This is a genomic window from Nonomuraea sp. NPDC048901 (assembly GCF_040649695.1).
In the GTDB taxonomy this organism is placed as follows: domain Bacteria; phylum Actinomycetota; class Actinomycetes; order Streptosporangiales; family Streptosporangiaceae; genus Nonomuraea.
Map to the genome: position 1 here is coordinate 309305 of NZ_JBEZFW010000013.1, position 18956 is coordinate 328260.

Annotated in this window: 19 protein-coding genes; 12 read left to right on the forward strand and 7 right to left on the reverse strand. The window is 69.7% G+C overall.

Going from position 1 to position 18956, the window contains the following annotated elements; translation table 11 throughout:
• Nucleotides 1–9 precede the first annotated feature (9 nt).
• The 7 genes from AB0C30_RS38595 to AB0C30_RS38625 all read left to right on the forward strand — a co-directional run bounded on the left by AB0C30_RS38595 (nucleotide 10) and on the right by AB0C30_RS38625 (nucleotide 7887).
• A complete protein-coding gene (locus AB0C30_RS38595) occupies nucleotides 10–1587 on the forward strand; it encodes an ABC transporter substrate-binding protein (protein WP_357953346.1) in 1578 nt (525 codons plus the stop codon).
• 2 nt (nucleotides 1588–1589) lie between these two features.
• Complete coding sequence (locus AB0C30_RS38600; protein WP_357953348.1) at nucleotides 1590–2657, forward strand: ABC transporter permease; 1068 nt, start codon at nucleotides 1590–1592, stop codon at nucleotides 2655–2657.
• Complete coding sequence (locus AB0C30_RS38605) at nucleotides 2654–3529, forward strand: ABC transporter permease (protein WP_357953351.1); 876 nt, start codon at nucleotides 2654–2656, stop codon at nucleotides 3527–3529. Before AB0C30_RS38600 ends, AB0C30_RS38605 begins: the two co-directional genes overlap by 4 nt.
• Nucleotides 3526–4317: an ABC transporter ATP-binding protein gene (locus AB0C30_RS38610; protein ID WP_357953353.1), complete on the forward strand. Its 792-nt coding sequence runs from the start codon at nucleotides 3526–3528 to the stop codon at nucleotides 4315–4317. Before AB0C30_RS38605 ends, AB0C30_RS38610 begins: the two co-directional genes overlap by 4 nt.
• Nucleotides 4314–5222, forward strand: a complete 909-nt coding sequence (locus tag AB0C30_RS38615) for an ABC transporter ATP-binding protein (protein WP_357953355.1) — start codon at nucleotides 4314–4316, stop codon at nucleotides 5220–5222. The genes AB0C30_RS38610 and AB0C30_RS38615 overlap by 4 nt, the downstream gene beginning before the upstream one ends.
• An 11-nt stretch (nucleotides 5223–5233) precedes the next feature.
• Nucleotides 5234–6211 (forward strand): M24 family metallopeptidase, encoded by a 978-nt coding sequence (locus tag AB0C30_RS38620; RefSeq protein WP_357953357.1) that lies wholly within the window; start codon nucleotides 5234–5236, stop codon nucleotides 6209–6211.
• 89 nt (nucleotides 6212–6300) lie between these two features.
• Entirely contained in the window at nucleotides 6301–7887 is a 1587-nt protein-coding gene (locus AB0C30_RS38625; protein WP_357953359.1) for a Na+/H+ antiporter, read from the forward strand.
• A gap of 100 nt (nucleotides 7888–7987) precedes the next feature.
• Here AB0C30_RS38625 and AB0C30_RS38630 read toward each other — a convergent pair whose 3' ends face one another.
• From AB0C30_RS38630 to AB0C30_RS38645, 4 genes are all read right to left on the reverse strand, one after another.
• Nucleotides 7988–8413, reverse strand: a complete 426-nt coding sequence (locus tag AB0C30_RS38630; protein ID WP_357953361.1) for a hypothetical protein — start codon at nucleotides 8411–8413, stop codon at nucleotides 7988–7990.
• Nucleotides 8410–8688, reverse strand: coding sequence for a CopG family transcriptional regulator (locus tag AB0C30_RS38635; RefSeq protein ID WP_357953363.1), 279 nt, complete (start codon nucleotides 8686–8688; stop codon nucleotides 8410–8412). The genes AB0C30_RS38630 and AB0C30_RS38635 overlap by 4 nt, the downstream gene beginning before the upstream one ends.
• Nucleotides 8670–8897, reverse strand: coding sequence for a hypothetical protein (locus tag AB0C30_RS38640; protein ID WP_357953365.1), 228 nt, complete (start codon nucleotides 8895–8897; stop codon nucleotides 8670–8672). Before AB0C30_RS38640 ends, AB0C30_RS38635 begins: the two co-directional genes overlap by 19 nt.
• A gap of 350 nt (nucleotides 8898–9247) precedes the next feature.
• The gene (locus AB0C30_RS38645; RefSeq protein ID WP_357953367.1) at nucleotides 9248–9592 is read right to left on the reverse strand and encodes a hypothetical protein; all 345 of its coding nucleotides are present in this window, start codon (nucleotides 9590–9592) and stop codon (nucleotides 9248–9250) included.
• A gap of 539 nt (nucleotides 9593–10131) precedes the next feature.
• Here AB0C30_RS38645 and AB0C30_RS38650 point away from each other — a divergent pair.
• The gene (locus tag AB0C30_RS38650; protein ID WP_357953369.1) at nucleotides 10132–10950 is read left to right on the forward strand and encodes a helix-turn-helix domain-containing protein; all 819 of its coding nucleotides are present in this window, start codon (nucleotides 10132–10134) and stop codon (nucleotides 10948–10950) included.
• 9 nt (nucleotides 10951–10959) lie between these two features.
• Here AB0C30_RS38650 and AB0C30_RS38655 read toward each other — a convergent pair whose 3' ends face one another.
• Both AB0C30_RS38655 and AB0C30_RS38660 read right to left on the reverse strand, forming a co-directional pair.
• Complete coding sequence (locus AB0C30_RS38655; protein WP_357953371.1) at nucleotides 10960–11331, reverse strand: DUF4345 family protein; 372 nt, start codon at nucleotides 11329–11331, stop codon at nucleotides 10960–10962.
• A gap of 670 nt (nucleotides 11332–12001) precedes the next feature.
• Nucleotides 12002–12430, reverse strand: a complete 429-nt coding sequence (locus AB0C30_RS38660; RefSeq protein ID WP_357953373.1) for a hypothetical protein — start codon at nucleotides 12428–12430, stop codon at nucleotides 12002–12004.
• Between the two features lie 172 nt (nucleotides 12431–12602).
• On the opposite strand from AB0C30_RS38660, the gene AB0C30_RS38665 reads away from it, so the two are divergent.
• Genes AB0C30_RS38665 through AB0C30_RS38675 form a run of 3 tightly spaced genes read left to right on the forward strand, consistent with a single transcriptional unit; the run spans nucleotide 12603 to nucleotide 17061 of the window.
• Nucleotides 12603–12965: a hypothetical protein gene (locus AB0C30_RS38665; protein WP_357953375.1), complete on the forward strand. Its 363-nt coding sequence runs from the start codon at nucleotides 12603–12605 to the stop codon at nucleotides 12963–12965.
• An 11-nt stretch (nucleotides 12966–12976) separates the two neighbouring features.
• Nucleotides 12977–13573 (forward strand): hypothetical protein, encoded by a 597-nt coding sequence (locus AB0C30_RS38670; protein WP_357953377.1) that lies wholly within the window; start codon nucleotides 12977–12979, stop codon nucleotides 13571–13573.
• A 5-nt stretch (nucleotides 13574–13578) separates the two neighbouring features.
• Nucleotides 13579–17061 carry a CHAT domain-containing protein gene (locus tag AB0C30_RS38675; protein ID WP_357953379.1) on the forward strand — a complete coding sequence of 1161 codons (3483 nt, stop codon included), beginning with the start codon at nucleotides 13579–13581 and terminating at the stop codon, nucleotides 17059–17061.
• Here AB0C30_RS38675 and AB0C30_RS38680 read toward each other — a convergent pair.
• Nucleotides 17045–17971, reverse strand: a complete 927-nt coding sequence (locus AB0C30_RS38680) for a helix-turn-helix domain-containing protein (RefSeq protein WP_357953381.1) — start codon at nucleotides 17969–17971, stop codon at nucleotides 17045–17047. The genes AB0C30_RS38675 and AB0C30_RS38680 overlap by 17 nt on opposite strands.
• Before the next feature lie 71 nt (nucleotides 17972–18042).
• Here AB0C30_RS38680 and AB0C30_RS38685 point away from each other — a divergent pair, with 71 nt between their 5' ends.
• Nucleotides 18043–18933, forward strand: coding sequence for an NAD-dependent epimerase (locus tag AB0C30_RS38685; RefSeq protein ID WP_357953383.1), 891 nt, complete (start codon nucleotides 18043–18045; stop codon nucleotides 18931–18933).
• Nucleotides 18934–18956 lie beyond the last annotated feature (23 nt).

Sequence of the window (18956 nt, forward strand, 5' to 3'; positions counted from 1 at the left end):
GAGGACTCAATGGCGACCCGCTCGCAGACGGCGGCTGTGCTGCTCGCCGGTGCACTCGCCCTCGCCGCCTGCGGAAGCGGCGGTTCCCAGACGCCCGCCGCCCAGAGCGGCGGCGGCAAGACCCTGGTTATCGACACGTCCTTCGACCTCAAGACGGCCGACCCCGGGCGTACGTACGAGCCGACCGGCCTGACCGTCGAGAAGGCGATCTACGAGACGCTCCTCACCTTCGACGGCGCCGACGTGACCAAGCCGGTGCCGGCGCTGGCCGAGTCGTACGAGCTGTCCAAGGACGGCAAGGTGCTCACGCTCAAGCTCAAGCAGGGCGCGACGTTCGCCGACGGCTCCCCCGTCACCGCGGACGACGTGGTGTTCTCCCTGAACCGGGTGCGGGACATGAAGGGGACCCCGTCGTTCCTGCTCGACGGCGTCGAGGTGGCCAAGGAGGGCGACTCGACGATCACGCTGACCTCCAAGGCGGCCAACCCGGCGCTGCCGTTCATCCTGCCGAACCCGGCGCTCGGCATCATCAACAGCAAGCTCGCCAAGCAGCACGGCGCGACCGCGGACGCGCAGGACAAGGCCGAGCAGTACCTGAACGCCTCCTCCGCCGGCTCGGGCCCGTACACGATCGAGTCGTTCAACGTGAGCAGCCAGGTCGTACTGAAGGCGAACCCGAAGTACTACGGCACCAAGCCCGCCTACGACAAGGTCGTCATCCGCAACGTCGAGTCCGCCACGCAGAAGCTGAACGTCCAGCGCGGCGACAGCCAGGTGGCGCTCAACCTGTCGGGCGACCAGGTGACCGGCATGCCGGCAACCCTGCAGGTCAAGAAGACCGCCTCGGCCAACGTGATCTTCTTGCTGGCCAACCAGGACGACAAGGTCAGCAAGACGACGCCGAACGCCAAGTTCGTCGAGGCCGTGCGCAAGGGCGTCGACTACGCGGGCCTGCTCGAACTGGCCGGTGAGGGCTCCACGCAGGCGCCCGGCGTCATCCCGTCGCAGCTGCTGGGCGCGCTGCCCGCCGACCAGGCGGCCAAGCGCGACGTCGAGGGCGCCAAGGCGGCCCTGGCCGCGAGCGGCGTGGCCAACCCCACGGTGAAGCTGGAGTACCCGAGCGAGCTGACCGTGAACGGCCTGTCGTTCCAGCCGCTGGCCGAGCGGATCCAGGCCAACCTCAAAGAGGTCGGCATCACGGTGGACCTGCAGCCCGCGCCGGTCACCACCGCGCTGGACAACTACCGCAACGGCAAGGAGGAGATGGGCCTGTGGTACTGGGGCCCTGACTACCCGGACCCCAGCGACTACCTGGCCTTCCTGCCGGGCAAGACGGTGGGCCTGCGGGCGGGCTGGAAGGCCGGCGCGGCCAAGGAGATCGAGGCCGCCGGTGAGAAGGCCGCGGTCGCGATCGGCGACGACGCGCGCAAGCAGGCGTACGCCGACGTGCAGACGAAGCTGAACGCCTCGGGCCCGTTCATCCCGCTGATCCAGCCGAGCCAGAACATCGTGACGGCCGCCTCGGTGACCGGCCTCGAGTATCACCCGGTCTGGACCGTCGACGTCGCCGACCTCGGCGCGAAGTAGGCATGCCCGCCACGTCCGCCCCGCCCCGCCCGTCCAGGCAGCGCGGGGCGCATCCCCTCGCCCGGTTCCTGATCCGGCGGATCCTCATGGCGCTCCTGCTCGCCTGGGGCATCACGCTGGTGACGTTCGTGCTGACGAACCTGGTGCCCGGCGACCCCGTGGCCGCGAACCTGGGCCAGCGGGCCCTGGGCGACCCGGCCATCGTGGCGCAGTGGCGCAGCGAGCACGGCCTGGACAAGCCACTGTGGGAGCAGTACCTGCTGCATCTCCAGGGCGTCGTCCATGGCGACCTCGGCACCAGCCAGCAGAGTCACCGGCCGGTGAGCCAGGACCTGGCCGAGTTCGTCCCGGCGACGCTGGAGCTGGCCGGGGCGGCGATCCTGGTCTCGCTCGTGCTCGGCGTGGCGTTCGGCGTGATCGCCGCGCTGCGCAGGGACCGGCTGTCGGACCACGCGCTGCGGGTGCTGAGCCTGATCGGCATCTCGGTGCCGACGTTCTGGCTGGCGCTGGTGGCCTTCTACGTGTTCTTCTACCGGCTGCAGATCACCCCGGGCAGCGGCAGGGTCGACGCGGCGCTGGGCAACGCCCCGGCCGTGACCGGCCTGCAGACGGTGGACGCGCTGCTCGCCGGCCGGTGGGACATCTTCGGCTCGGCCGTCGGCCACCTGATCACGCCCGCCCTCGTGCTGGCCCTGTACACGATCGGGCTGCTGACCCGCTTCACCCGCTCGGCCGTGCTGGAGGTGCTCGGCCAGGACTATGTGCGGGCCGCCCGCGCCAAGGGCCTGCCGGGCCGGACGATCCTGTTCCGGTACGTGCTGCGCTCGGCGCTGGTGCCGATCATCACCGTCGCGGGCCTGGCGTTCGGCAGCCTGCTGTCCGGCACGGTACTGGTCGAGGCGATCTTCGCCTGGCCGGGCGTCGGCCAGTACGCCTACAAGAGCGCCACCACCCTCGACCTGCCCGCCGTCATGGGCGTCGGGCTGGTGGTCGGCGTCGTCTACCTCGTCATCAACCTGATCGTGGACGTGCTGTACGGCGTCATCGATCCCCGAGTGAGGTTGCAGTGAAACGGGATCCCCTGGCCCGCAAGGGCCTGACCGGGCGGCTCCCCCATGCCTGGCGGCAACCGCTGGCCATCGTGGGCGGCGTGATCGCGATCGCCTGGCTGGTGATCGCGCTGGCCGCGCCGGTGCTCGCGCCGCACGACCCGCTGGCCCAGGACCTGCCGCGCCTGGCCGCCCCGGGGCCAGGCCATTGGTTCGGTACGGACCAGCTCGGCCGGGACATCCTCAGCCGGGTCATGCACGGCGCGCGGGTGTCGATCCCGCTGACGCTGATGCTGGTGGCGCTGTCGGTGCTGATCGGCGGCCTGCTCGGCGCCTGCGCCGGATATTTCGGCCGATGGGTGGATGAGACGATCATGCGGGTGGCGGACCTGGTGTTCGCGTTCCCGACGGTCATTCTGGCCATGGTGGTGGCCGCGGCGCTCGGGGCCAGCCTGACCAACGCGGTGCTGGCCGTACTCGTCGTGGCATGGCCCGCCTACGCCCGCGTGACGCGCGGGCTGGTGCTGGGCGTGCGGGAGCGGGAGTTCGTGCTGAGCGGGCGGCTGCTGGGCTTCTCGGCCTGGCGCTCACTGCGCGTGGACGTGCTGCCGAACGTGACGGGCCCGGTGCTCGTCCTGGCCACGCTCGACATCGGCACCGCGCTGCTGCTGCTGTCCGGATTGTCGTTCCTCGGCCTCGGGGCCAAGCCGCCGTCTCCGGAGTGGGGCGCGATGGTGGCCTCCGGCGTGGAGGTCTTCGACAGCTGGTGGGTGGCCACCTTCCCCGGCCTGGCGATCCTGACCGTGGTGCTGGCCTTCAACTTCCTCGGCGACACGCTGCGGGACGCCCTCGACCCCCGTACGGCCCGCGCCATCAAGGAGCGTGCGCTGTGACCCTGGACATCACCGACCTGAAGGTGACCATCGGCGGCAAGGAGATCCTGCGCGGCGTGGACCTGTCGCTCCAGGAGGGCAGGGTGCACGGGCTGGCGGGCGAGAGCGGGTCCGGCAAGACGATGACCGGCCTGGCCGTACTCGGGCTGCTGCCGCACGGCTCGCGGACCACCGGCAGCATCGCGTTCGGCGACCGCGAACTGCTCACGCTGCCGCCGAAGGAGCTGAACCGGGTACGCGGCGGCGAGGTGGCCATGGTCTTCCAGGACCCGGCCACGAGCCTGCACCCGATGCTCACGATCGGCAAGCAGCTCACCGAGCACATGCGCCACCACCTCGGCGTCGACAAGCGGGAGGCCCGGCGGCGGGCCGTCGAACTGCTCGGCAAGGTACGCATCCCCGGCGCCGAGGAGGCGTACGGGCGCTTCCCGCACCAGTTCTCGGGCGGCATGCGGCAGCGCGTCGCGATCGCCATCGCGCTGGCCTGCTCCCCCAAGGTGCTGATCGCGGACGAGCCGACGACCGCGCTGGACGTGACCGTGCAGGCGGGCGTGCTGCGGCTGCTGCGCGGGCTCTGCGACGAGCTGGGGCTGGCCGTGCTGCTCGTCACCCACGACCTGGGCGTCATGTCGGCGGTGGCGGACGAGGTGAGCGTGATGAAGGACGGCCTGGTGGTGGAGACGGGGGCGCGCGGCCAGGTGCTGCGCGAACCCGCCCACCCGTACACCCGCTCCCTGCTCGACTCACTGCCCGACACCGAGGCGGCTCCCCATTCGGAGGACTCATGACCCTGCTGGCGATCGACGACCTGGTCGTCGAGCACCGCTCGCCCGGGCGCCCGATCGTCAGGGCGGTCGCCGGGGCGAGCCTGTCCGTCGGGCCCGGCGAGGTCGTCGGCCTGGTCGGCGAGTCCGGCTGCGGCAAGTCGACGCTGGCCCGCGCCGTCTGCGGGCTGAACCCCGTCACCGAGGGCTCGATCACGTTCGACGGGCAGCCGGTCACACCGCTCGGGCTGCGGCGGCGCAAGCTGACGGGCATTCAGATGGTGTTCCAGGACCCGTACGCGTCACTGAACCCGCGCCGCCGCGTGGGCGACCAGATCGCCGACGGCCTCCGTACCTCAGGCGACACCGCCACCGCCCCCGCCGACCTGCTGGAACGCGTCGGACTGCCGCGCGACTTCGCGAGCCGGCACCCGCACGAGTTCTCGGGCGGCCAGCGGCAGCGCATCGCGATCGCCAGGGCGCTGGCGGCCCGGCCCCGGCTGCTGATCGGCGACGAGCCCATCTCGGCGCTGGACGCCTCGGCCCAGTCGCAGGTCGCCACCCTGATGCGCGACCTGGCCGTGGACTCGGGGGCGGGGCTGCTGTTCATCAGCCACGACCTGTCGGTGGTGCGGCTGATCGCCGACCGGATCGCGGTCATGTACCTCGGCCGGATCGTCGAGGTCGGGAACACGGCCGAGGTATGGGCCAACCCCCGGCACCCGTACACGCAGGCGCTCCTGCGCGCCATCCCCAAGCCCGACGGGATGGGCGTGCTGCCCGCCGAACTGCCCGGCGACGTGCCTGACCCGGCCGATCCGCCGGCGGGGTGCCGGTTCAATCCGCGCTGCCCGCAGGTCATGGACGTGTGCCGGGACAAGGAGCCCGACTTCGGACCGGTCGCCTGCTGGCTGCACGAGCCCAAGTGACGGACCCTGACGTGACGGACCCGACCCTGGAGGCCGTGCGGGCGGCCATGGCCGAGGCCGAGGTCGACGCCCTGGTGTTGCGGCCCTCGCCCGACTTCAGGTTCCTGGGCGGGCGGGCCGACGGGTTTCTCGTCGTCACCCTGGACATGGCCGCCGAGACCGCCGACCCGGTCCCGCTCGTACCCCGGACCGCGCGACGCGTCGGCGTGGATCCCGAGATGCGGGTCCGCGAGCTGTTCGGCCTCGCGATCGAGGCCGAGCTGGTGCCCGCCACGGCCGTGCTGGCGCCGCTGCGGCTGCGCAAGCGGCCGCACGAGATCGAGGCGGTCCAGCGCGCCGTCGTGGCCGCGGAATCGGTGCTCGGCCAGGCCCGCGAGCTGTCCTGGTTCGGCGCCACCGAGCGCGCGATGGCGGCCCGGCTGCGGTTACTGCTGATGGAGACCGGCTGCGAGGAGGTCCTGTCGCTGCGGGTCGCCGCGGGCGAGCACACCGCGCGGCCCGCGCACCTCCCCGGCGACCGGGTGATCAACCCTGGCGACGCACTGCTGGTGTCGCTCTGCGGCCGGTGGGACGGCTACTGCGCGGAGGTGGCGCGGGTATTCGCCGTCGCCGAGCCGCCGGAGGACTACGAGGCCATGTACTCGGTGGTACTCGCCGCACGGGCCGCCGCTCTACGCTCGGCGGCCCAGCCGTCGGCTGTCGCCGAGAGCGTGGCCAAGGCGGTCGGGGACGTGATCGACGGCAGCGGGTACGGCCGTTACGCCGCCGCCCACTTCGGCCGGGGCGTGGGACTGGGCCACGACGAGGGCCCGCGCGTCCAACCCGGCGACGACACGCCGCTGGAACCGGGGATGACCCTGTGCCTGGAGCCCGCGATCTACGTGCCTGACCTGTTCGGCGCCCGGGTGGCCGACGTGGTCGCCATCACGGCGTCGGGCCCGACCCCCCTCGGCTCCGCCCACCACACCCTGCATGTTCTAGACCGCTGACGCTGCACGATGCCTCTCCGGGGGCCGCCCCTCCGTGGCCTCGGCAAACGACCCGTCTAGGCTGATGGAGACGATCATCGGAGGGCGTCGTGGACCAGTTCGTGCTGCTCATGCTCATCCTGCTGGGCGCCCTGATCACGGTGCCGCTCGGCAACCGGCTCGGGCTGCCGCCGCCCGTCCTGATGACCCTGCTCGGCATCGTCCTGGCCCTGCTGCCATTCGTACCGAATGTAGACGTACCCCCCGACATCGTGCTGCCGCTCCTCCTCCCTCCCCTGCTGTACGCGGCGGTACGGCGTACGTCATGGCGCCAGTTCGCGGCGAACTGGCGGCCGATCTTCCTGCTCGCCGTGGCGCTGGTGTTCGTGACCACGGCGGCCGTCGCGGTGACGGCGCACGCGCTCATCCCCGGCCTGCCGATCGCGGCCGCGGCGGCGCTCGGCGCGCTGGTGGCGCCGCCCGACCCGGTGGCCGCCACCGCGGTGGCGGGCCGCCTGGGGCTGCCCAGGCGACTGGTGTCGCTCCTGGAGGGCGAGGGCCTGTTCAACGACGTGACCGCGATCGTGCTGTACAAGGTGGCGATCACGGCGGCGGTCACCGGCGTCTTCTGGTGGCCGGGCGCGCTGGGCGAGTTCGTGCTCTCGGCGGTGGTGGCGGTCGCGGTGGGGCTGGGGCTCGGCTGGCTCGCCGGCCGACTGATGGCCCTGCTGGGCGATGCCACGCTGCAGGTGGGGCTGTCGCTGCTGGTGCCGTTCGTCAGCTACGCGGTGGCCGACAAGTGGCACGGCTCGGGGGTGCTGGCCGTACTGACCAGCGCGTTCTACCTCAGCGACCGCATGTCGGACGCCGACGACGTGCACGGCAGGTTCGCGTCCGCGACGTTCTGGCAGATCGTCGACACGCTCGTGACGGGCGTGGCGTTCGGGCTGATCGGGCTGGAGCTGCACAGCCTGTTCGGTACGGTCGGCGGCCGGCTGACCGAGGTGCTCGGCTGGAGCGCCGCCGTGGTGGGCGTCGTGGTGGTGGTACGTCTGGTCTGGCTGCTGCCCGCCGCCTGGCTGGCCAGGAAGACCCGCCGAGCCGGGGACGACGACTCCGAGGTGCCGCTGAGCTGGCGCGAGACGGTCGTCATGTGGTGGGCGGGCATGCGCGGCGTCGCCTCGGTGGCACTCGCCCTGGCCCTCCCCCTGAAGACGGAGGACGGGTCGCCGTTCCCCGAGCGGGCTGTGCTGGTGTTCATCGCGTTCGCCGTCATCCTGGTCACACTGGTCCTCCAAGGCCTGACCCTGCCCTGGCTGGTGACCAAGCTGGGCGTCAAAACCGACACCGCAGCCGAACGAGACCTGGAACGCCGCCTGGCCATCAGCGCCGCCAAGGCCGCCAGAAAACGGCTCAAGGAAATCGACGAGGCCGAGGACCTGCCCGAAGAGGTGGTGGAACTGCTCGCCAAACGGATGACGGACATCGGCATGCGCATCAGCGCCGAGGCCGCCGACGAGGAACGGCGCGCGGCCTACGAGAAACGCGCCGAGCGGGTACGGACGGTCCGACGCGTCGAATCGGAAATGATGTCCGCCGCCCGCCAGGCGGTACTCGACGCACGCCGCGACTCAACCGCCGACCCCGAGGTGGTCACCCGGGTACTACGCCAACTCGACGCCCGGAGCATGCACTGACCTGCCGGCGAACACCCCAACCCGCTTACCCCGAGCATGTGGCACTTGCTGCCATCGGACCGTGACGAATGAGTTGATCAAGTACCGGCGTACCGAGCCTTCATACTTTCTTGACGACGATCGAGTCCGGGAGCAGCTTCTCCAGGTCGTCCACGTCCGAGGTGAAGACGGTGACATGCCCCCTCTGCCGTCGCGCGATGACGGCGAGCACCGCGTCAATCGCGTGCTTGTGCCCATGCAGCTTGGCATCGGCCAGAAGCCGGCGGGCCTGGCGGGACTCGTCCTTCCCGATGTCGGCAACGTTGAGCCGGGAGAGCACCCAGTCCCAGCGCTGCTCGGTGATCCTGCCGTCGTGCGCCTCGACCACCGTCATCGGAGACGTCACCAACTCCGCCTCCCCTCGGGCCGCGATGTCGAGCCAAGCGATCATCTTCCGGTCGCCACGCACCGCCAGGGACAAGGCTTGACAGTCGAATACGAAGACCCGCAGCGGCCGCTCCCCGTGCTCACCGCTTCGCTTCCTCACGCAGCCCCGTTCGCGTCGCGCTTTCCGCCGACGCGGCGGCGCTCATGCTCAGCGTCGAGATCTTCAAGCTCCTCGATCGCCGCCGCGCGCTCGTCCTCGGTGGCCGGACCGTATTCTTCCCCCAGCCAGCTCACCAGTTCCAGCAACCGGTCCCGGTCACGCTTGAAGCGCAACGCCTCGGCGACGTACGCCGACAGGCCTCGCTCAGCCGCATCCGCGCGGACCTCTTCAAGGAGATCCTCGGGGATGGTCACCGTCACCTTCTTAGTCGCCATACAATAAACCATACTTCAGGTATCGACCTCCGTACCAGCGCTTCCTCGGGACCGAGCACTTCGGCGACCGCGTACAGGTCATCCGGTGTCACCGTCAGCTCGATGTCGTCGAGCTCGGGATGGACGCAGAGAAGCGCCACGTACATCGGGTACGGGCGCACCTCTTTCAGTTCCGACTTCTCGAGTTCCCGCCAGGTTCGGACGGACACGCCGGTCAGCGAGCCGGCCCGCGCCGAACCTCAGATCCTCCGCTACTGCCTCTGGCATCTGCCCGCCCGCCTGGTCTCCCACCCCCGTCGGCGGATCCTGAAGATCAGCGCCACCCCATGGAAGAACGCGTCCCTCACCTGCTGGCAGCGGCTGTGCGCTCTGCCAGTACCGCCCTGACCACCGCCACCTGCCGGCCCCATGGAAACCGCCGCCCAGCCGAGCGCCTCGGAAGGCGCGTCACCCCGCAGGAGACCACGAAAACGATGATCAGGCGAAAACTCCACTCACGGTCCGACTCACTGAAGACGACTGCCCACTGGGTCATCGACGTCAGTGCTCGGTGATGCCCCTATCCGCTCGCGAACGCCTGCACACTCACCAACGTTTCCGGCTTGGCCAGCGACCTCTTTACTCGCTCCATAACCTGCGGGTTGTTTTCAAAATATGCAGCATCAAAAGGGTGCATGGCCAGATGGGCATTTGGCAGATTCGCGAAATCCAGCGTCACTTGCGTCGGCCGATTGTCCGTAGAGATATTCCATCCGTGCCGCGTTAGAATCGTTACAGCTTCATTAAGCGCATTCCCTTTCTTTGTGGTAGTGACATCGACCACTACCGTGTTGATAACATCGATGTCTCCGTCTGCGTCGCCTTCACTGACAGCCTCAGCAACCACCTTTCCAATGCTGCGCACGTCATCAAGAACCCTTGAGTCGACTTGGAATCTCGTGGGCCCACAGCCCGATAAGAGAAGGCATGAACTCAAAAGAATGAGTGTCAGCACACTGCGCACTTCACCGTTGCATCTGTTTCGAGTCGACATTATTCTTCGAGCACCCCTTTTAATTGCACGTCCGACAGTTCGACCTGACGCATGTCCAGTACTTGGCAGCCGCCTCTCCGATCGCCCAGGCATCCTCGAGATAATATTGTCCAGCTATCGAAATATTAGCATCTGTTGTGTTGAGGGACCCGCCTTGCATCCACGTTTGGTACTTTGGGAAACCCGGCGAGAGAAGCTTCCATTGCGCCAATTCCGCCCAGCATTTTAAGGAATTCCGACCTATTCGACAAGGCGTCCGATCGTCTCAAAACGGAAAACGGAATCGTCGATCGTCTCGGCGCAGGTCGCCTCGCGTAGCGAATGAAGACGGCGGCCACGGGTGAACGAGCGCACCGTATCCTCATCGTCCCAAGGAACGTTCCGACTCGGTAAGCCTGCGGGAGACGTCGATGTCAGCGCTTTCACGGGCCCGTCGCGGTATGGCCTCACCCCCGGCGCGGGAAGCCACGGGCGGGGAAGCGGCGGTGTGGCTGTGGCCGGGCCGCGCTTTGTACGCCGGGCCGTCCCTGCGGCTGGGCCCGCACTCCGGCTCGGTGGCGTGCGTGGCCGTCGGCGTGGACGCACCCTTCACCGTACGGAGCGCACCCGGCGGCGAGCTGCGGGCGCGGACCGCTCTCATCCCGCCGCGGGTCAGGCACCAGCTCACGGCGGGCGGCGACCGCATGGTCTTCCTCTACCTCGACCCCGGGTCGGCCGAGGACCGGGCATGCCGGGCCAGGTTCACCGCCGGTGAGCATGGCGTCATGACCGCGCACGAAGCCGAGGCCGGCCTTCTGGTCCGGGCGGCGACCATCCGCGCGCACAGCCCGGACCGGCAGATCGCCGTCTGGGCGGACGAGGTCACCGGCCATGAGGCGGCATCGTTGACCGACCCCCGGATCGCCGCCGCCATGCGCCGTCTGATCGGCGCGGACGAGCCGTTGCCCGCCGCGCTGCTGGCCGCCGAGCTCGGGCTGTCGGAGTCACGCTTCCTGCGGCTGTTCCGGGAACGTACGGGCACCTCGTACCGGAGGTTCCGGCTGTGGGCGCAGATGCACCGGGCCGGCCGTGCGCTGGCCGCGGGCGAGAACCTCACCCGTGCCGCGGCCGACGGCTACTTCGCCAGTCCGTCCCACTTCAGCACCGCGTTTCACGCGATGTTCGGCCTTCCCCCAAGCGCGCTGCTCTCCGGGCCTGTCACGATCCGGTGCCTGGATCCCGTCGTGTGACGGGACGGCTCACCAGGTGACGGCGGCCAGCAGCGCGCCACCGCCAACGGCCTCCACCCAGAAGTACAGCCAGGAGGGATAGAACGCCGACGGCCGCTCGACCAGCCGCGCCACCAGCCGTCCGACGGCCATGCCCAGCAGGGACACCGCGACGGTAACGGCCATGCCCGTCCGCATCCCGCCCGCGTCGGCCGCCGCTGCCAGCAACAGGCCCCCGACTGCCACGCCGAAACCGCCGTACACAGCGCGGATCTCGGTCCGCGCCTCGGCCGAGTCGGCCACGATCCGGAACGGCCTGATCAGCGCGGCGGGCGCGACAAGTCCGTAGACGCCCATCCCGAGGAAGAAGATCGCCACCACGGCGATCACGAAAGCAGACATGAAGGTACGCCCCTTTTGCAGCACAGCAGGTTGCTGGGCCAGCCTGCCGCTCGCGCACCGCATCCGGCTTTCACCGACCCGCCGCGTCGGGGCTGCAGGGGTTCTTCGGCGGCACCCTAAGATCAGAGACCTCAGCCGGGCGAGCGCTTGCCACGTTGGGCTTCTGCGTTCAACGGCTCTTCGCCGCTTTTCGCCGCGTTCGGCGGTGCTCGGTGACCCGCAGGGCGATGGCGGAGACCACCGCGACCAGGCCGAGGCCGATCAGTGCCGCTTTCCCCAGGCGGCCTGATCCGTACGTGGATCACGGACCGATGACACCGTTGTGAGGGGAAGACGGAGGACCTGCGCCGCGCACCGGCCGGCCATTGGCCGGGCTTGACCCGCGCCATAGCATCACGCCGGTAAGTGCGATCCAGACGAAGTAGCCGACGAAGGCGATGCGTTGGCCCCAGCCGGGCGGGGGCCATCCCGTGGCCTGCCACATCGCCTGCCAGACCAGGAACAGCACAAACCACGGCGTGATCCGCGCCAAGCCCGCGACGGAGGGCAGGCACGTCAACAGCTGCGAAGAGAGATCCCCGGACGATGAGCGGCCTCCTCTGTGCCCGCGACCCCTGGCCCCCGCTCGGTGTGAGGCGTTCACATGTGCAGCTAGGCGACCTGGGAGGTTTCAAGGGCCGGGCTTGGGGAGTTCCCCTCGCTGGGTGATCATCCGCATCCATCCCTCCAGGGTGGCGACGAACTCACCGAGGTCGGAAGTGGTGTACGAGGCCCGCTCATGGTCCCAGTCGGGGTCGAGGACGACGACGCGGAAGCCGTAACCGCCGTACCAGCCGGCGTCTATGTTGATCTCCCGAGCCCGCAGGCCACCCTTCTCGGCCACCTCCTGCGCGGTCAGCCACGGCGGTGGTGCGGTACGGGCCCAATACAGGTCCTCGGAGTCGTTGGCCTCGACCCTTCCATCCGGCAGGCGTCGGGCCTCCAGGGCGTTGTAGATGACGTTCCAACCGGCTGGGACGCGCAGCGGGAGCAGACCCCAGTCCTCGGAGACAGCCGCGGCCAGCGGGGAATCGGACGGAAGCTGGAAGATCGGGTCCACGTGCCGACAGCGTAGTCAGGGGTGCGTCCCCACGCACGGGTGGAGGCCCATGCGGCCCAAGCCGGCGAGACGCTCTCCACGCACGCCGCTCTACTCCTGAACATACTGATCATGCTGGAGAAGTAGCGATTTTCGCCAGATGCGTCGCCATAATCGACGGCAGGAGGTGTCCATGCCATTCTTTGTCCGGCCGGTGGAGTCGTTGCTGTTGCCGGCCCTGCGGGACCATGGCGACAGCTCGGTCGAAGCGCTGGTGGCCTACTCAGGACTGTCGCCCGAGGACGTGCGCAACGCGCTCCCCGCGTTGCAGCGCCGCGGCCTGGTCGTCGAGAGCGGTCCGGGCCGGTACACGCTGACCGATTACGGGGTCAAGACCAGCTTGAACGCCACCCCAGACAGCCCCCGCGACCGGGTGACCGGCGTCTTCCTCCTTGACGACGAGGCTGAGGAAGCGGCGAGCGGCACCTCGGAGGACGAGCTCAACAGCGCGCTGGACGACGCGCTGGGCGCCGGCGACGACGTACCCGACCATTAGGGCGGCAGACGATGCAGCATTCCGCGTGGTTCTCCGTGCTGTCGGCGGCCATCGCCGGCGGGGTGACGCTCTTCGACATGGACCAGACGTTCATCGCCGGCGACGTGTCGGGCTACCGGGTCTACCGATCCGTATGGTGGTGGGGGTTCATCGTCGTCAACAGTGTGACGGCCGTGGCGGTCTTCTTCGGGTTACGCGCGCTGACGGCCTTCCAGGGCTGGAACTCCTGGCTGTTCGCCGCCGGCATCGGTGTGACCTACCTGGCCTTCGTTCGGTTGAAGTTCGCCACCGTGTCCTACCAGAACTCCGAGATCCCCATCGGGCTGGACACCTTCTATGAGTCAGGACGGCAGTTCGTCTTCAAGAGGATCAATGAGGAGATCAAGGCCAACCGGGCGCAGCGGGCGCAGCGGCTGATCGACGACAACGACCTGAAGGCGCTGGGCAACAAGGTCCGGCTGGACATCAATCTGGACGCGTTGCTCACGCCGGAGGAGAGGAAGACGCGGCTCGCGTGGCTCCTCACGGTCCTCCAGGATCCCGGCTTCGACGAGGAACAGAAGAAGACGACCCTGGCCGTCTACCTCGCCTCGGGCACCCAGGTCTGACGACGGTGGCCATCCCCTACGCGCCGGGAGCCTTCGGGGAGCTGGTCTGCCCGCGCTGTGGAGAGCTCCTGCCCGAGGCCGTCTACTGGATGGTGCTGACCCCGGACAGCGCCCCCGAACTGCTCGAACTGCTCGACGAGGGCCGCCTGAACCTGGTGGAGTGCGCCGTCTGCGGCGACCTCGGCGACCTCAGCGCCCCGGTGCTGTGGGCCGACGATGACCGGAGCATTCTCCTCTACGACACCTTCACCGCCTCTCGCGAGGAGTCGGCGGTCCGGGCGGAGATCTTCGCGCTGCTGGAGGAGCGGGGCGGGTTCGACGTGGACGCGCTCCGCGGCAACTCTCTGTCCGTACGCAACTTCCGTGAGCTGAACGACTTCCGTGAACTCGACGACGAGTGGTTCGCCCTCACGCTCGAAGGGATCCGGCTGCGCGAGGCCCGGATGGGCATCTTCGGACAGGCCAGGGTCGAGGCGATCTGCCGGGACATCCGAACCTCCCCGATCTTCTTCATCAGCGACTACGAACGCTCCGCCGAGCTGCTCGGACGTGCCGAGCTCTGGCGCGGGGACGAGGCGCGGAGCGTCCGTGAGGTGCTTGACGGTGCGCTCGACCCGGACGACGAGACGTTGTCGCCCGGGTCGAAGGTGAAGAGACTGCCGCCGTCCGCGCGTGAGTGGTTCCACACCGCGCTCGCCGAGGCCAGGCAGGTCATCACGGTCGAGATCGACGAGATCGGCGAACTCATCGGGGCGGAGCGGGCCATCGGCGTCCTGCTGGACAGGGAGATGTCTCTGACCCCTGAGGAGACCGAGCGCTTCGACGAGGCCGCGATCGGGTGGGCCGCGCCCCTCGGCGGGCTGACGTACCTGCTCGAACAGCTCGCCGGGGAGCCGGCCGAAGAATCTCCTGCCGCTCCTGAGAACCGCGGGGTACGCCAGGTCATGCGCACCCTCGGCGGAGGAGAGTGGCAGCCCTTCGCCTGGACCGACACCGACGTCATCGACCCGCCCGACGGGCTTGAAGAGGCCGTCGCCGCGTACGAGGCCGGACGGTACGAGGAGGCATTGGAGCGGACGCTGCTGGTGGAGCGTTCCTGCCGGCCCGACCAGAGGCGGCTGTGCGCGCTCTACACCGCGATGCTGACCTTGGAGTGCGGCCGGCCCTACGGACGCGGCCTGGCCTGGGACGCGATCGAGGCGACGATCACCGACATCCAGGGCACCGGTCGGGTGGAGCTGAACGAGCTGACCGCGCTGGCGCACGCCCAGCGCGTGCTCGGCGAAGTGGAGAGGTCGATCGGGGAGTTCCAGTGGGCCCTCAACCACCAGCTCAGCGCGTTCGACCTCTATCTGAGTCTCGAGGACTGGGGCTGGCTCTCCGAAGTCGGCCCCGCCCTCGTTGTCTCCCTAGTGGCGTTCGACCGCAAAGACGAGGCGTTCGAGATCGCCGGTCGGCTGGAATCAGAGGAGATCTGGCACAGGATGCCCCGTGCGCTGCTCGCGCAGATGTTCGGCGCCCTGGCCTCCGCCATGGCCCCCGGACTGGAGATCGTCTTTGATCTGGGCACCGGGGAGTTCGGCGCCATCGACCTGGGCGGGGCCAGGTCGATGGCCGTGGTGGAGTTCCGCAGCCCTGACGCTCCCGCCGAGGCCAGCACGCTGATCATCGGGAATCGCTGCCTGAACGCGCTGGTCCGGGCGCTGGCCGACGCAGAGGATCCCGCTGACCGGCTACGGCTGCTCCTGGAGATCCTGCAGGCGGAGGCCCGCTTCCTGGCCGACGGCCGCGCGCCACGGGAAACGGTCAACGGCAGCCTGATCCGGAGCGTGCACCAGCTCGTGGCATTGGCGCTCCAGGCTGCCGGAGACGATCCCTCGCAGGACCTGGCGACGGACGTCGCCCTCGCCTTCGCGCTGGCCTGTCAGGTGGCGGTCACCGAGGCGCTGCGGGCAGACGAGATCTTCGCCCGTGGCGGCGCGACAGGCGATCTGTCGGTCCGGTTGTGGGGATCGGCGCTGCTCACCGGCAAGGTTGCCTACGCGCTCGACCGCATCCTGGACGAACGGCGCCGCAACACCATGACCGCACACGGATGGTTGACCGAGGCGGTCCTCACCGGCTACGCGCTGGCACTGGAGACCGCGGGAGAGCTCGACCAGGCCATCGACCTCTACCAGGAGCTGATACCCCGCGCCGAGAAGCGACGTTCGGTCTTCCTCAACCGGACGCTCACGCTCTGGGCCCAGGCCACGATGACCCCGCCCTACACCCGGCTCTCGCGCTGCCTTTTCGCCCGCTACCTGTCCGGTGGAGACTTCCAGGACGCCCTCCTCGCGGGCGACGCGCTCGAACGGCATCGCGCGCGGGAGCTCCGGCAACGGGGCATCGTCCTGACCGGGACAGAGCCGACCCGGTGGCTGGTCTCGCCGCTCATGTCGGCCGCGGCCACGCTGCCGGACGGGCACGCCGTCATCTGCGTCGGCGTGCATCCCCACACGGTTCGCGTCGAGGGACGGTGGATGGCGGTCGGGCTCCCCGCCGACCCGCCGGCTTCGTCGGCGGGGAGCCCGACCGCCGGCGGAGCCGGCGGGTGGGCGGAGGAGACCACCCCGCCCGAGCTGCTCTTCGAGGCCCACGTCTGGTTCTCCGACCGGATGCAGGAGGCGGCACAGGCGGTACGCGAGGCTCGGATCGCCACCATGGAGGAGTACGCAGGCATCCTCGAACGGTTCGTCCCGGCCGCGGAGGTCCACGATCGCCTCGCCTCGCTCTGGCAGGCACTGGGGGCAGGTGCCGGACGATTCGGCGTGCTGCACCTCAGCACCGAGGGCTACGCGCTCCAGCTGCCGTGGTCGGCGGCCGCCCTGGTCTCGGCGGGAGAAGCGGCCGTGGTGCGGGTCGTGGCGACCACAGCGCTGGTCGGACGGCCTCAGCGGCCGGCCGAGCCGACTCCGACGATCGTCGTCGCCGTTCAGGACGACCGGTCGGAGCGCGCGAACGCGCAACTGCTGGAGGCGGGCGGCGACCTGGCCGAGCTGATCTACTCGGAGCAGCCATCGGACGAAGCCGACGTCGGGGTCCGCCTCCAGGCGGATCTCCACCGGGTGAGCTCGGCCGACGCCCTCGTGCTCCTGGGTCACGGCCGCCGCGGCCGCGGCCTCACCCACGCGCTGCACGATTTCACCACGCAGCCCCGCACGGTCGTCCTGCTGGGCTGCTGGTCGGCCCACATCGACCAGGACCTCTCCCACATGGAGGTCGAAGGCTTGGCCGTCTCGCTGCTGGCCTCCGGCGTCGAGGCGGTCGTCGCCTCCTTGTGGCCGGTGACTCTGGAAGCAGGTGCCCTGCTCACCTCCCGCTACCTCGCCGAGCTGAGCCGCGGAGTCCCACCCGGAGGCGCCTTCGCCACGGCCCGCACCGTACTCCGCTCCGACCCCCGCTTCGACCATCCGGCCGTTTGGTGCGGTTTCACCCTCTTCGGGTGAAGCTCGCGCGATAGGCCGTGGGAGTGAGCCCGGCCCGGTTCGACAGGTGCTTGCGGAGGGAGTCCGCGCTGCCCAGACCGCTCTTCCCGGCCACCTGATCCATGGGCAGTTCGGTGGTCTCCAGAAGCTCCCTGGCCCGGTCGACGCGCCGGTGCAGCAGCCACTGGAGTGGGCTTAGCCCGGTCTCCGCGTGGAAGCGCCTGGTCAGGGTACGCACGCTGATCTTGGCGTGTCCGGCCAGGTCGGCCAGAGTGAGCGGGCGATCGAGGTGCTCCAGCGCCCAGGCCCGGGTGGGAGCGAGTGAGGTGCCGCGCTCGGGAGGCAGTGGTGTCTCGATGAACTGGGACTGGCCGCCGGGCCGTACGGGAGAGACGACCGCGAGTCGCGCGGCCGCGTTGGCCACCGCCGCGCCATAGTCGAGCCTGACCAGATGCAGGCACAGGTCGATGGCGGCCGCGGCGCCCGCCGAGGTGAAGATGCCGCCGTCCTCGACGAAGAGGACGTCGGGCCGCACCTCGATCGACGGGAAGCGGGTGGCGAGGTCGTCGGCCAGCCCCCAGTGGGTGGTGGCGCGGCGCCCATCCAGCAGGCCGGCCTGGGCCAGCACGAACGCGCCCGTACACAGCGAGGCGATCCGGGCGCCGCCGGCCGCGGCTCTCCTCAATGCGTCGAGAACCTCCGGGGGCGCCTGCTCGCCGCCGCTGCCGACGGCGAGTACCGTGTCCGCGCCGTCCAGCGCGTCCAGACCGTCCGCCACCACGACGTCGGGACCCCCGACGGTTGGCAGCGGGCCGGGCCGGGCCGTACAGACGCGCACGTCATAGTGCGGGACGTTGTTGAAGACCATGAAGGGGATCGAGATGTCGAAGCTCAGCACGGGGGGCACGACGACTGCGGCGACGCGGTGCATGGCCAGATCCTCCGGATAGTTGGCATTCCGGCCACTATGCCAGGAGGCCGCGGGGCGGCACCGTTGTGGTCATGAAATTTCATGTGATCGTGGGTCGTGGGGCTACCGCGTCGAAGACCGCTCTGCTGCTGGCCGAGGACGGCGAGCGGGTACGGATGATCAGCCGCACCGGCGGCGGGCCCGAGCACCCGCTCGTCGACAAGGTCGCCGCGGACGCGACCGACACCGATCGGCTCACCGAGCTGGCCGAGGGGGCGGACACGCTGTTCACCACCGCCGCGCCGCCGTACCACACCTGGCCCGAGCTGTTCCCGATCCTGTCGGCGTCGCTGCTCACCGCGGTGAAGCGGACCGGGACCGCCTACGTCATGCTCGGCAATCTCTACGCCTACGGCCCGGTGGACGGGCCGATCACCCCGGACTTCCCGCTGGCCGCCGCCGGGCCCAAAGGGCGGGCCAGGGCGCGGGTATGGGAGGAGGCCGCCTCCTCAGGGGTGAAGGTCACCGAGGTGCGGGCTGCCCAGTTCTACGGCGCCGGAGCCTTCTCGGTGTTCAGTTTGATGGTGCAGCGGCACGTACTGGAGGGCAGGCTCGTCCTGGTGCCGCAGGAGCTCGACGTGCCGCACAGCTACACGGCGATCGGCGACGCCGCGCGCACGCTGGTCGCCGCGAGCCGCGACGATCAGGCGTACGGCAGGGCGTGGCACGCGCCCACCTCAACGCTGTCGGTACGAGAGCTGGCCGGGCGACTCGCCGAACTCGCGGGGGCGCCGGAACCACGGATGGAGGAGATGACCGAACGCGACCGGACCCTGCTCGCGTACACCGACCCGCTCTGGGGGGAAATGCACGAAGTGCTCACCAAGCCCGGCCACCCGTTCGTCATCGACTACTCCGAAACCGAGAAGATCCTCGGCGTGAGTGCCACCCCGGTCGACGACGTGCTCCGGGAAGTGATCTAGCGCTGGAGCGTGTTGCCCAGTGC

Coding starts and splice junctions, on each gene's coding strand:
- AB0C30_RS38595 (WP_357953346.1), top strand. CDS start 10: ATGGCGACCCGCTCGCAGACGGCGGCTGTGCTGCTCGCCGGTGCACTC.
- AB0C30_RS38600 (WP_357953348.1), top strand. CDS start 1,590: ATGCCCGCCACGTCCGCCCCGCCCCGCCCGTCCAGGCAGCGCGGGGCG.
- AB0C30_RS38615 (WP_357953355.1), top strand. CDS start 4,314: ATGACCCTGCTGGCGATCGACGACCTGGTCGTCGAGCACCGCTCGCCC.
- AB0C30_RS38635 (WP_357953363.1), bottom strand. CDS start 8,688: ATGGCGACTAAGAAGGTGACGGTGACCATCCCCGAGGATCTCCTTGAA.
- AB0C30_RS38650 (WP_357953369.1), top strand. CDS start 10,132: ATGTCAGCGCTTTCACGGGCCCGTCGCGGTATGGCCTCACCCCCGGCG.
- AB0C30_RS38655 (WP_357953371.1), bottom strand. CDS start 11,331: ATGTCTGCTTTCGTGATCGCCGTGGTGGCGATCTTCTTCCTCGGGATG.
- AB0C30_RS38665 (WP_357953375.1), top strand. CDS start 12,603: ATGCCATTCTTTGTCCGGCCGGTGGAGTCGTTGCTGTTGCCGGCCCTG.
- AB0C30_RS38670 (WP_357953377.1), top strand. CDS start 12,977: ATGCAGCATTCCGCGTGGTTCTCCGTGCTGTCGGCGGCCATCGCCGGC.
- AB0C30_RS38680 (WP_357953381.1), bottom strand. CDS start 17,971: ATGCACCGCGTCGCCGCAGTCGTCGTGCCCCCCGTGCTGAGCTTCGAC.
- AB0C30_RS38685 (WP_357953383.1), top strand. CDS start 18,043: ATGAAATTTCATGTGATCGTGGGTCGTGGGGCTACCGCGTCGAAGACC.